This is a genomic window from Citrobacter freundii complex sp. 2024EL-00216 (assembly GCF_043945515.1).
Taxonomy (GTDB): Bacteria; Pseudomonadota; Gammaproteobacteria; order Enterobacterales; family Enterobacteriaceae; genus Citrobacter; species Citrobacter portucalensis.
In genome coordinates this window covers 24605-37644 of sequence record NZ_JBIMRA010000017.1, presented here as the reverse complement: position 1 = coordinate 37644, position 13040 = coordinate 24605, and the positions used below count along the sequence as shown (strand labels likewise).

The 13040-nt window shown below is 47.9% G+C and carries 10 protein-coding genes; 3 read left to right on the top strand and 7 right to left on the bottom strand.

The window, feature by feature from the left end; translation table 11 throughout:
• Positions 1 to 233 precede the first annotated feature (233 nt).
• Together ACHHZ7_RS19065 and ACHHZ7_RS19060 are read left to right on the top strand one after the other, a co-directional pair.
• Positions 234 to 1421, top strand: coding sequence for an OmpP1/FadL family transporter (locus ACHHZ7_RS19065; protein WP_060682206.1), 1188 nt, complete (start codon positions 234 to 236; stop codon positions 1419 to 1421).
• Between the two features lie 239 nt (positions 1422 to 1660).
• Positions 1661 to 2290 carry a winged helix-turn-helix transcriptional regulator gene (locus ACHHZ7_RS19060; RefSeq protein ID WP_008784772.1) on the top strand — a complete coding sequence of 210 codons (630 nt, stop codon included), beginning with the start codon at positions 1661 to 1663 and terminating at the stop codon, positions 2288 to 2290.
• A gap of 116 nt (positions 2291 to 2406) precedes the next feature.
• On the opposite strand, the gene ACHHZ7_RS19055 is transcribed toward ACHHZ7_RS19060, so the two are convergent.
• Complete coding sequence (locus ACHHZ7_RS19055; protein WP_008784771.1) at positions 2407 to 2793, bottom strand: hypothetical protein; 387 nt, start codon at positions 2791 to 2793, stop codon at positions 2407 to 2409.
• Between the two features lie 243 nt (positions 2794 to 3036).
• Between ACHHZ7_RS19055 and ACHHZ7_RS19050 the strand changes: the two genes are divergently transcribed.
• A complete protein-coding gene (locus ACHHZ7_RS19050) occupies positions 3037 to 5019 on the top strand; it encodes an alkyl/aryl-sulfatase (protein WP_192464122.1) in 1983 nt (660 codons plus the stop codon).
• Positions 5020 to 5500: 481 nt separating this feature from the next.
• Here the strand turns inward: ACHHZ7_RS19050 and ACHHZ7_RS19045 are convergent, their stop codons facing one another.
• From ACHHZ7_RS19045 to ACHHZ7_RS19020, 6 genes are all read right to left on the bottom strand, one after another.
• The gene (locus ACHHZ7_RS19045; RefSeq protein WP_060682211.1) at positions 5501 to 6688 is read right to left on the bottom strand and encodes an OmpP1/FadL family transporter; all 1188 of its coding nucleotides are present in this window, start codon (positions 6686 to 6688) and stop codon (positions 5501 to 5503) included.
• 92 nt (positions 6689 to 6780) lie between these two features.
• On the bottom strand, positions 6781 to 7896 hold the full coding sequence (locus ACHHZ7_RS19040; protein ID WP_060682212.1) for a DUF4056 domain-containing protein: 1116 nt from the start codon (positions 7894 to 7896) through the stop codon (positions 6781 to 6783).
• The gene (locus ACHHZ7_RS19035) at positions 7897 to 9027 is read right to left on the bottom strand and encodes a BamA/TamA family outer membrane protein (protein ID WP_060682213.1); all 1131 of its coding nucleotides are present in this window, start codon (positions 9025 to 9027) and stop codon (positions 7897 to 7899) included. It abuts the gene before it with no gap.
• Positions 9027 to 9965, bottom strand: coding sequence for a hypothetical protein (locus tag ACHHZ7_RS19030; protein ID WP_008784763.1), 939 nt, complete (start codon positions 9963 to 9965; stop codon positions 9027 to 9029). The genes ACHHZ7_RS19035 and ACHHZ7_RS19030 overlap by 1 nt, the downstream gene beginning before the upstream one ends.
• Positions 9966 to 9993: 28 nt before the next feature.
• Positions 9994 to 11109 (bottom strand): BamA/TamA family outer membrane protein, encoded by a 1116-nt coding sequence (locus ACHHZ7_RS19025; protein ID WP_060682214.1) that lies wholly within the window; start codon positions 11107 to 11109, stop codon positions 9994 to 9996.
• Entirely contained in the window at positions 11109 to 12722 is a 1614-nt protein-coding gene (locus ACHHZ7_RS19020) for a mechanosensitive ion channel family protein (protein WP_060682215.1), read from the bottom strand. Before ACHHZ7_RS19020 ends, ACHHZ7_RS19025 begins: the two co-directional genes overlap by 1 nt.
• Positions 12723 to 13040: the final 318 nt, after the last annotated feature.

Genomic DNA, 13040 nt, shown 5'->3' with positions numbered 1-13040 from the left:
AGATTAAATTTTCATTTCTTTACATTAGAATTTATGTCAAATCACTTATTAAGAAGAGTTCTCATTAAGTCGCCTTTTAAGATGTCGTTGTGTTGAATTATAAAATTTAATATTGGATAAAATTTAACACGACATCATTCCTGATGCCTGATTATGCTATTAGCATAAATCAATACCGTGTGATAGCTGACCCTACGTTTAGTAAAGAACGACCTCTCCAAACAGGTAATACAATGAAAAAAAATATAATTTTTCTCTCCGGGATGATCTTTTCGTCGGTCGGTCACGCCAGTGCGCTCTATTTCTATGAAATCGGAACGGAGGATACCGCACTGGCTGGTGCAGGGCAGGCCGCTCGTGCTCAGGATGCCTCTACGCTGTTAACGAACCCTGCGGGGATGACTCGTTTACCTGACCATATGGTCACCGGAGGATTACAGGCGATGGGCGGAGATATTCCCTATACGCTGAATAATACGACAGATGGCAGACAAAGCCCCGGTAATGTAATGACGCTTTTCCCCAATGCCAGCATGTTTTATACGCAACGGCTGAGTGATACCGTTTCTGCCGGTTTGGGTTTGTACGGCAACTATGGGTTAGGTATCGACTTCGGCAACTGGGCAGGGGCTCGGTTAATTAAACAAAGTACCATGGTTGCGATGACGCTGAGTCCCGCCGTTGCATGGAAACTAAGTGATAAGGTGTCGGTTGGCGCAGCTGCAGGGTTAAACTATGGTTTTCTGTCGCTAAGCAGAGATGTCGATGGCCACGATGAGAAACAAAGCGATCATGACTGGGCGATGAATTACCACCTTGGGTTATTAATGGACATAACTGACAATACTCGGGCGGGTGTAACCTGGACCAGCAAGACTGATTATCATTTTAATATAGACGGGACAGCGCGTTTTCCCAATATACCTAATATTGGATATGATCTGCCGATCTCCGCACAGGTCCGTGCTCCGCAGCAGGTGATGTTTAGTCTGGTTCACGATATCAACAGGCAGTGGTCAGTGATGGGCGATCTTGGCTGGCAGGACTGGAGTCAGTTTGGCAGCCCGCAGATTACAATGAATGGTCAGCAAAGCGATCGTGATAATCGTCTGAAAGATACATGGCATACAGCGCTGGGCGTGCAATATCATCCCGATGAGCAGTGGCGCATTAATGCCGGTATTGCATATGACAGTTCACCGTACAAATCGCAAAGTGATGTAGCGCTTTCGATGCCAACAGGCGATGAATGGCGACTTGCCACCGGTGCACAGTACCAGATTACGCCAGCCAGCAATATTGGCGTTGCCGTTGAGTATTTGCACATGCAGTCGTCCAACGTCAAATCTGATATCTTTGCAGGCCAGTATAAGAACCCGTGGCTATGGTTTGCCAGTGTCAACTACAGCTATCAATTCTAGCGCCGTTATTCCCGATTAAATATCTCACGCATTGTTAATAGTCACCATAGCGGATTATCTATCCGGCGGTGTCTGGTGACCATCTGCTGGTGGTCTTATCACTCACGCTCGTTTAAATAAAAATAAATTTGTACTTTTATTATTGAGCAATTTATGGTTTTAATATGAATCTGTACTACCTTCATGGAATATAGGTAAAAGCATATTGTTTTCTCGATCAAAATAATACAGGTTTGATTATGCAAATTTCACCTCCGGTACGCCCAGAACAAAGCATACAACGCTTAATGCAAGCACTTGAACCGATTGCAGAAAAGATGAAGGTTGTGCCGCGGCGTCGTATCATGTGGAAATACAAGAATAAGCCTCAACTCTACCTTTTTTTGCAAGGGGAGCTGTCCATTTTACGTTCTTCTGATGGTCTGTTAATCGTGACCGTCTATGAACCCCATCTGTTCGGTATTGCCGAAATGATCCAACCGGTACACGGCCATTTATTGCGCGCTGAAGCTGAATCAACCTTATTACGCGTTGATGCCGATAAAGCACGAGAACTCTTTCATCAACAAGGCTTGTGGGAAGATGCGGCGGCAGTGCTTTCATATCATACGGGTTATCTCTTTTATCGTGATGATTTAGTCGTACAGCAGCGTACTTATTCAGTGATACGTAACCACCTCGAAGAGATGATTTTGTTGCCGGAAGAGACGCGCAAGCGAGTTTCTATTTTGGATTATATTCAGGATCGGACCCACTTATCGCGCAGCAGTGTTTTAAATGTTGTATCTGCGTTAAAAAAAGGAGGGTATATTGATTTTGAACGCGGAGGGTATCTTACTTCCATCAATAAATTACCTGAGCGCTTTTAAATAAACCCACAAACAAGTTACAAATCGATTTTCTAAATTTAATATTCTATTGTAGTGGCATGCTATATATCAATCGCAAAAAATCCTCCTCATCATTCTCTGAGGAGGATTTCTTGTTATTCAATAAGAGAGTTCACGGACTGATTAATGCTTAACAGTCCTGTTTGATTATGCTCCTTATAATAAAAATTGTTCATTTGCTGCATTTGTTCGAGCTTGGTTAAAGAAGCATAAACCTGGTATGCCTGGCTATGAACGTCAAACATCTCTCTTGGCTTAACCTCATGAAGATATTCATTTTTTAACGAACTCACGACGTTTTCAATTTGCTGTTTATTATCCTGGTATAAGGACAGGGATGCCGAGTCACTACTTGATTTTGACTCGGGTTGTGCCTGAACAACAGGGATCACCATTTTATTGATTTTAACAACTTTCTCTGGGGGAGAAGTATTACAGCCAGAAAGTATCCCAGTGATGAGAAGTAGATAGAGAGTGCGCATATATAGTGTTCTAAAGACAATGGATGCCAGCCATTATCTTTTTATACAGTCAGGTGTCTACAGCTATTTTGTTTAAATAAAAACAAAATGAAATTTAAAATTAAATGTCATTGCATTATATTGTTTCATAAGATCATGTTAGCCTACGAGCATTAGATCATAGAAACCTGATAAACACAGTATTACGGAAGCTTCTCAACAATCGGAGCAGCAGGGTTTCTAATATATTATTAGTGAGGATTTATGAAACTTAATAAACTAGTGAGTTATCTGGCATTAGCTGGCGTGTGTTCAACATCATTAATATCACTACCTGTATTGGCACAGGAAGGGGCAAAAGATGCGACTGCTCAGACCAAAAGTGCGAATGACGCCTTATATGGTCAATTGCCATTCAGTGATAAAACCGATTTTATGAACGCTCATAAAGGTTTTATTGCTCCGCTTCCCAGTGAATTGATTAAAGGTAAGCAGGGAAATGTTGTTTGGGACCCTCAGCAATATGCCTTTATCAAAGAGGGCGAAAAAGCCCCCGACACGGTTAATCCAAGCCTGTGGCGTCAGTCGCAGTTGATCAATATTGGCGGCTTGTTCCAGGTCACTGATGGCGTGTATCAAATCCGTAATCTTGATCTCTCGAATATGACAATTATGGAAGGGAAAGAGGGCATTACGGTCATTGATCCGCTTGTCTCGGCAGAAACCGCGAAAGTAGGAATGGACCTTTATTATAAGAATCGCGGTAAAAGACCCGTTGTTGCCGTCATTTATACGCACAGCCATGTTGACCACTACGGTGGCGTCCGCGGCGTGATTGATGAAGCGGATGTGAAGTCCGGTAAAGTGAAGGTATATGCACCGGCTGGTTTTATGAAGGAAGCTGTATCTGAAAATATTATGGCAGGTAACGCCATGAGTCGCCGAGCCAGTTATATGTACGGCAATCTGCTTAAACCGGATGCAAAAGGTCAGGTCGGTGCGGGTCTGGGGACGACAACCTCCGCCGGTACGGTGACGCTGATTGAACCCACTAACTATATTACCCACACCGGGCAGAAAGAAGTTATCGACGGTCTAACCTATGACTTCATGATGGCGCCGGGATCGGAAGCACCTTCTGAAATGCTGTGGTATGTAGAAGAGAAGGGAATGATCGAAGCTGCAGAGGATGTCACCCATACGCTGCATAACACTTATTCATTACGTGGCGCGAAGATCCGCGATCCGCTGGCATGGTCAAAATATATCAATGACGTTATTGGCCGCTGGGGTGGAAAGGCAAACATTATTATTGCTCAGCACCACTGGCCGACCTGGGGTAATGAAAATGTGGTGAAGTTAATGAAAAGTCAGCGTGATATGTACCGTTACATCAACGATCAGACGCTGCGCATGGCTAACCAGGGGCTGACCCGTGACGAAATCGCCGCTAACTTCAAACTGCCGTCTGGCCTGGAAAAATCATGGGCCAGCCGTGGATACTATGGTTCTGTCAGCCATGATGTGAAAGCAACGTATGTCTTTTACCTCGGCTGGTTCAATGGTAATCCGGCAACACTGAATGAATTACCGCCCGTTGATGCCGCGAAGAAATATGTCGATTATATGGGCGGCGCCGATGCAATCATGCAAAAAGCGAAAACGGATTACGCCCAGGGCAATTACCGTTGGGTGGCGCAAGTCACTAACAATATCGTTTTTGCTGATCCGAGCAATAAAGAAGCCCGTAATCTGGAAGCCGATGCCCTTGAACAAATGGGTTACCAGGCTGAGTCCGGTCCATGGCGTAATTTTTATCTGACGGGTGCACAAGAATTACGCAACGGTGTGGTAAAAGGCGCGACACCAAATACCGCCAGCCCGGATACCGTTAAAGCCATGTCACCAGAGATGTTCTTTGATTATCTCGCGGTACATATTAACGGAGAAAAAGCGGCAAATGCGCAGGCAGTCTTCAACGTCGATTTAGGTGCTGACGGCGGTAAATACAAACTGGAACTGGAAAACGGTGTTCTTAACCATAGCGCTGATGCACAGGCCAGCAACGCTGATGCCTCCATTACGCTTAACCGTGCAACGTTGAACAAAATTATTCTCAAGGAAGAATCGCTGAAACAGGCAGAAGAGAAGGGTGATGTACAAATTTCCGGCAATCATGCCAAGCTTGATGAGTTCCTCGGGTATTTAGATAGCTTTGATTTCTGGTTTAACATGGTAACTCCTTAACTGTAGAGACAAACCATGCCATAACCCGCCAGCACTGGCGGGTTTTTTATTGTTGCTTATCAGAGTATTGAGTTGTACGAGACTGTATAGCAGTTGCTATACATAAGCCTTATCGTTTTTATCTTCACCACGGATTCAAAGCATCTCAACTGCAGGAACGAACTCTGTTTCTCAGGCTTTCATGATTGTAATGAGCAGAGGAGGTCAATGGCCAAACGTGGGCCACATGGGGACTTAACTGAGTACGTATCAAATTGCATTTAACATAATATACATTATGCGCACTAACGTAGATAAAGGCTGAATCTGATGCTTTATGGTCATCCTTGTGCTGCTCAATAATGACGCCTCAAAACCCTTTCAAGCACAGTTTCCTCAACAGCGCTAACAGTTCTGGATGATGGCTCTCGACTACAGCTGGTTATGCAAATAGCTGTTTATGTCTTCTACAATTCCACCGCGACTCTCACTTCACTGAACATTAAAACTGATAACTGTAGTTCACACTGGCAAACCACAGATACGGATTATCGTAACTCCCCTGATAAATTGATGGTGACTGTACGTGGGACGACTGCATATGCAGATACGACACGGCAGCACCGATATTGCTTTGTGGTGTAATTTGATATTGCGCTCCGGTAGCAAATCGCCATTCATCACCGGTCGGCAACGTCAGCGCCACATCGCTTTGCGAATTATAGACAGTACTATCAAAAGCTACGCCCGCATTCAAACGCCATTGTTCCGTAGGTCGAAATTGCACACCTAAAGCCGTATGCCACGAATCCTTAAGACGACTGGACTTATCAACTTCTTGCCCGACCACCGTTATTTGCGGCGCGCCGAACTGACTCCAGTCCTGCCAGCCAAGATCGCCCATCACTGACCACTGTTTATTAATGTCATGGACCAGACTTAACATAATCTGCTGTGGAGCACGTACCTGTGCAGAAATAGGCAAATCGTATTCCACGTTCGGTAAGTTCGGGAAACGCGCTTTGCCGTCAATATCAAAATCGTACTCAGTTTTGCTGGTCCAGGCGATACCGGCGCGGGTTTGATCGGTCAGTTCCATCAATAATCCCAGACGATAGCTCATCGCCCAGTCATGATCCTTTTCTTTTTCATCGTTGCCATCAACATTTCGAGTGAGTGACAGAAAACCGTAATTGACGTTAACAGAGCCACCAACGGAAACCCTGTCACTAAGCTTATAAGCCAGCGATGGACTGAGCGTCATCGCAACCATGGTGCTTTTCTTAATCAGCCGGTCGCCGGACCAATTGCCAAAATCGATCCCCAGACCGTAATTTCCGTATAGCCCAATACCAGCATAAAGATCGTCATTCACCTTCTGAGCATAGAATGCGCTGGCATTTGGAAAGAAGCGCATGATGTCACCGGGACTTTTACGCCCCGTCTCGTCTTCAAGGGTGTAGGACACATCACCATCCATTGCCTGTAATCCACCGGTGAACATATGATCCGGAAGTCGCGTCATTCCTGCGGGGTTAGTCACGATGGTGGAGGCATCCTGCGCACGCGCTGCCTGCCCCGCCCCTGCCAAAGCCGTATCTTCGGTGCCTATTTCATAAAAATAGAGTGCGCTAGCTTGTGCTAACGGCGAACAAAAAAGACTAAGATAAATCAAGGTCAATTTTTTCATATGCCACCTGCAGAATTTCTTCATTATTGAAGTAGTTAGCGTCTGTAAAAGCGTAGCTCGCAGCATTTAAATTGTCAGGCAAAAGCACCGGATTAAAAGCGTGACTTGTGCATACGTTCGAGCTGAATTTTGTCTGCTTCACTCGCTGTGTCAGCCAGGGACTGAAAACTATCTGGTGCGTAATAAGTTTTCGGTCGCGGAAGCGATTGCATGGAAGTGCCCGGGTAAATTTGTAACTCGCCCAGGCGCGCAAGCCGATATCCTTCGATCACGGCGGGAAAAGTCAGTTGCAGTGGTGTGGCGTTCTCGTACGAAACTGGGGTTGGTAACCGGTTATGCTCAAGATTATAGTTACGCTTTAACACCAGGAATTTATCTGGAACCCTACGTTTACTGTTCCACCAGTCACCGTCCAATTCGCGAAACTTACGCTCAGTTTCAGTCCGGGTTGCGACGCCAAGTTGCAGTAAAACCCGCTGCAGTTCGCGATCCACCGCCGCGTTGTAGGCCGCAATGGATTCCACCCTGCCCTGTAAAATCACGTTGATGGCGATACGAGCACCCAGTAGATTTGAATAGAGATCTTCCGGGGAAAATGCAGAAATCTGCTCAGAAAAACCGGGAACAGACTCGAATCCATACCACTGTGCAATTTCGTGCCATTGAGCCAGTTCAAAGGCCAGATTCCCCGCCAACCAGGCGGCCAATGTGTAACGCTGCGCCATTGCTGCAGGAGGTGTGAAACCGTGTAGCTGTATCCGTCTGACGCCCAATTCTTCGCTGTAAAAAAAACGCCACTGTTGACCAAGTTTTGGATAAATACGAGAAAAGAGGTAAAAGGTGTTATCCGCCGTATCGCGAACGTGCGCTATGTCGATAAAACCCCCACGGTGGGTATAAAGCAGTCCGTCTTTTTCCTCACTCAGTCCAACGATATTTTTCACGGCCCCCAACGCACTATCGTTATAGTGATGACGCCCCAGTGAATCTAACGTTAATACATTGCCAATCTGGTAGACAGGGATCGGCACACCTATCGCCCTGACATGAAGATCATAGCCAAACGCGCAGCATGGGCGTAGTGACTCCGGCGGTGCTAAATGGCCGACAACGGGATATGCCTTATGCGCTTGTTTAAGAGTGAGGCCAGGAACTTCCGCGCAGGCAAATCCGGCTACGAGCAGTAAAAACAGAAATCCTTTAGCCATTCAGAATGCCTCCGCAATTTGAAAATAGAATCCTGCACTCTCTCTCCCAAAACCTAAATCCAGGCGGATATTCATGGCGGGCTTCACTTCAAAGCGATAACCGACACCCGCATTAGGTAAGATCGGATGATGTCTCATATCGTCAATGTTTCTGCCTAAAGCTCCTGCGCCCAACCACAACACGTAACCATGTCGCCAGTTGAGTTTTTTTCGATATTCCACCTGCCCACTTACCACATCCTTATCCCGATAACGCCCCTGGTAATACCCCCGCAGACGGCGGTCATCTCCGGCCATTGATAAACGATCCCACGGCACGTCTCCACGAGTGAAACGTCCCCATAAATCGAACGCCAGCACAGTCCTGTCATCAAGTAAAAGGTAACGATCGTATTGAACCTGTGCTGCCGTAAAATGAGTATCTGAACCAAAAGACGGATCAAACCAGGTGTACTCCAGCTTAAAATAGTGTCCATGCTGTGGACGCGTGACAACGTCACGCGTGTCGTAACTCAGACTTACACTGGGTCCAGACGATAACGGCGATGTCTGCGCATTATTTAGGCTGAACACGTCCCCCTGATGCGGATCGTCAACGTCCGCCTGCATAGAAGAAAAATCCCAACCCGCGCCGAGATAAACGCGTTCAGCGATTTCTCGCATCAATACAGGATGCAAACTCACGGAGTTGTTGGTGTAATCCTGTTCATTACCCTGGGCTGCGTCGTAGCCAATGCCCCAAAAACCCGTTGGCACTTTGTTCACTGAGCCGTCCACAAACAATCGCCAACGGTCGTCGGTAAAAAAGGTATAACTGCTGATCCCCATTCCCAACGCCCCGCTGGCGCTGACATAACCCGTCAAGGAAACAGAAGAGTTCTGAGTTGTTTTATCTGCCGCATCCACCCGGTAGATCCCCGCCACCGCCATGCCAAGACCCAGCTTCAGCTCTGGAGTGTAAAATGGCCCCGGCAACACGCTCCAGTTCACCCCTTTTGCCGGATCGTACTGGTTATCCGCACCCAGCTTCCCGAGGAAAGCGTCAATTGAGGGTTGATCCAATGTTAACGCCTCCGCAGACCAGGTCGTCAGAGCCAATAGCGATGTCAACATGACGCGATAACCGTTCATCAGAAGCGATATTCACCGGCAATAAAGAAGCTATTGCGTTCGTTAAATCCAAACTCCGTCAGGACGTTAAATTGTGGTGTCATTTCAAACTGAGTCCCCAGCAGCATGTTCCACGGAGAGGTCAGATTCTGTTTAACATCAAATCGCCCGTTGCCATCCTGGTTTACGGCCTGGATCAGTGGCTGAAGCTCAGCGGGCATATGCAGATCGGAGAGGCTACCCCTGAACTCCTGCTGCACATTCTGGTACATACTCCCCACCCAGACGCTCAGATGCGATTCGCCCACCGGCCCCTGAAATTTAAAGCGATACCCAACACGGGGAGACACAGTAAGGGCTGAAATTTTGCCATCCAGAATGTCAAAATCAGTACGGGTATAGTTGGTATCCACCAGGGCAAACCAGTTTTCGTATCCTCCTGCCAAAGTAATACCAGTTCCCCAGGTTGTGCCTTTAAAATCTAGAACAAAATCAATATCCTGTAGCTCACCGCTCTGATAAAGCTGATGCACAGATGATGCGATAATGCGGTCAACACCGGTGTAGCGCGAAGGGTCTGCATCTACTGAAACATTCGAGACCGACGATCCGCGTGTGTGCCCTACCAGCCCGTAAATGTTCAAAAACGGGAAGACCCACATGTCCAGACGCAGGTTTTCAGTTTTGCTCTGTTCACGCGTATGGCCTGCATCAATATTGAACATATCGACAGGAATCGGGTGATTGCCAAGCGCCAGTCCGGAAAAACTGATGCTATCGACATCAATATTTTGCCGCATGTTCATATAGCTCAGGTTGATGCCAAACGGTAGCGGAATGGCATATCCCCGCGCCCTGGCCTCCTCGCCCCAAATCGGAAACGTGCTGGCATCAGTTTCAGCTGCGCTGGCCACGCCGGAAACCCACAACAACGGAACAACCGCGTGGAACCATTTCATTATTTGTCCTCATTCATTCCGCTCATCCCTACAGGCCAGAGCCAACATTAAAATAAACTGCTTGTTCGTTATCGCTAAAAGCGACATCTACACCGGTACGCAGTCCGTATTCGCGCGCAATCAAATATCGAATACCGCTGCCCCAGGCCACTTCTGCGCTACGGTAAAGCTCTGATGTACTGTCTGCCGCACTTCCAGCACCGACAAAGCCCAAAACAATCCAACGCGACGACATTTGCCAGGCTAACTGCGTCTGAACGGTACTCACGTCATCCCCCTGGTAGCGATAGCGAGAGATACCACGAAGTTCGATATAAGGGCGCGCCATTGGTGGCAGATGTTTATCCTGCTGCGACAGCGTTTGATAGTCCCCTGCAAGTGAAAGCGTCCAGTCGGCGTTCAGTGGCAGGAAAAACTTGCCTTCGAGCGTCAGCAGGTCGTAGCGATAGTCGCCCCCAAGATAGTGGCCGTAGAATTGATACTCGCCGCTAAGAGAAAGCCCGCGTCCGGGCCAAAAGAAGTTATCAGTTGTGTCGTATTCCGCTACCAGCCCCAATGCAGAGGTGATGCTGCTTTCACCCAATAGCTGCCGCCATACCTGGTTGACGAGCGGATTATTGCGGGCGGAGATATTCATCTTTGCCCAGAACTGTGATGCTCCCAGAAAAACGGGAGAATCCCCTGCGCGAAAGAGAAGCTTTTGCATACCGCCATAACCGCGAGTTTCGGTTTCCACGGCCCGGTTATTGCCAAAGCCCAATACGTCACCGGAATATATATCCAGATTGACATCGGCATAGCCTCCTGCAACCAGATAGCGAATGTGGTCATCCTGCCAGGTGTGGCGATGCCCCCCACCTACAAACCAGGTACCGTTTTGCGTTCCGCCACCGCCAAACGCGCTCATGGCCGGAGGAATAAACTGCCCATCAACCTGTCGTCCCTTGCCATGCAGAAACAGACCGAACAGGCCGCCGCCATAACCAACGGCCGGTTCGGTAATAACCAGCGGAATCGGTAGAAAACCGTACGGGTTTTCTTGTAAATAACGGCTCATGTCCACCATGCCGTCTTCAGGATCAATAAGCCCTGTCGCCATAGCGCGCCAGCACAGCAGAGGAATTAGCAGAAAAAGCCAACGCATTATTTCCCGCCTTCTGGCGGTGTTGCGGGTGCGGTATACCAATTCTCTTTGGCCACCATCACGCTGTTTTCTGGCTGTAGCACAAAATTCGGAGACATAATCTGCACGTTAAATTCGTTGAAGACGTCCTGAATATTGCTATGCAGTTCATTACGGGCATCGGCCAGAGATACATCCGGCAGCAGGCGCACCTGCAATTCATAGGAAATATACCAGTCCATCAGACTCAGCTGACGCACCAACGGCGGCTGTGAAAGATCGATTCCTTTGGCCCGCTTGGCTGCCAACTCCAGCATTGCGTGGACCTGGCGCCAGGGCGTATCGTAGCCAATGGTAACGCCGACCGTCAGGTTGACGCCGCCGTTGGTGCTTTGCGCGCTAAGGTTAGTAATTTTTCCACTAACCACTACCGCATTTGGCACTGTGACCACGTAATTTTCACGAGTGATAATTTTGGTCGCGAGCATGCCAATTTCGCTTACCAATCCCTCGTTGTCCGCTACCCGAATCATGTCGCCTTTGCGCAGCGCGCGCGAATAGATCAAAACCAGTCCGCTCATTGCATGGTTCATCACCCCGGCCGACCCCAGCGTGAGCATCAGGCCAAAGAAAACGCTGATACTTTTAAACGCCAGTGAATTGGCACCGGGCAAAAAGGGATAGGCTGCAGATAGCGCAAAGAGCCACACCACCACAGAGATTAACTTCCGGGTTGCGCCCACGGTTTCTGGATGAATTCCAGGCAACTGCAAGCGCCCTGCCTCCACCTGGTTGAGAACTACCTTAAGCAACTTCAGGATGAACGCCGTGATGAGAAAAATGATCAGGACGATCATCAAGCCAGGTAACGCTGAGACAATCGACAATGCAATATCACGCACTACGCGTACAGACCAGTCACCAAGGGACTCTCCCCAGACGCGCGTCCAGGGAAACAGGCTAAAGACCCAACTCAGCCAAACGTAAAGTGCAACGATACCCAGCAGGATCATCAACAGTGCGTACAGGCGTGTCTCGATAGCGCCGATAAAACGCCGCCAACTCTGGGGGATCCAGCTTTTGTTCTCAAAAATGCGACGACGATAAACGCGTCTGACCCAACGCCAGGAACGGTATGCACCGAACCAAAACAGCACCAGTCCCACCAGACCAGCCACCGTTTTCACCGCCGACAGCGCCAGCCAGCCGCTGTTATACTGATCGCTCAATGCAGACCGCTGCGCCTCCATGCGCGTCAGTACGCGCTGCGCAGCCTGGTCGAGCGTAAGATCGTCTCCTTCGTCAAGATCGCCTTGTGTCAGCAACATCACCGGTTTACCGTTCATCACGATAAGCCTTCCCGGCTGGTTATAACGCGTGACCGACACAACTTGTAGCGGTTCGCGAACATCGGCTTCAGTGAAATTTCGTAGCGTATTGCGGATGCGCAGCACCCGCTCCTCTGGCGTGGTAAGGCCGAATTTCGCCTGGAGCATGACAATCGGTTGATGAAAAATATAAACCGTTCGCGCGCGTTCCTTTTCGGTGGGCTCCTGACGAGGTTCCGCCGCATATGTGTTAACAACCAAAGAGGAAAGAAAGCACATTAAAAAAGCGATCACAATCCTGTTCATATTCGCCACCGAAAACACGAGAATTATCGTTATTATTCAAAAAGCCAACGCAAATTTGATTGCTTTTTTTAGCATAGACCAGCCTTTCACTTACGCAATGTTAGTCAGAATGAGATCTTCATTTGATGTGAACTCTGGGAAGGCTCTTATCTTTATCGTCGCTAATTTGAAACGCATACCTCTGACCAAAAGTACATAGTCTCAATTATTACGTCATGAGATTCTGGCTTTGGTAGCTTTCATTTAAAAATATAAAGCCGCACATCTTTGATTTTTAAGCAATGGTATGTAATCGTTCGTTATATACTGAACCAGGTG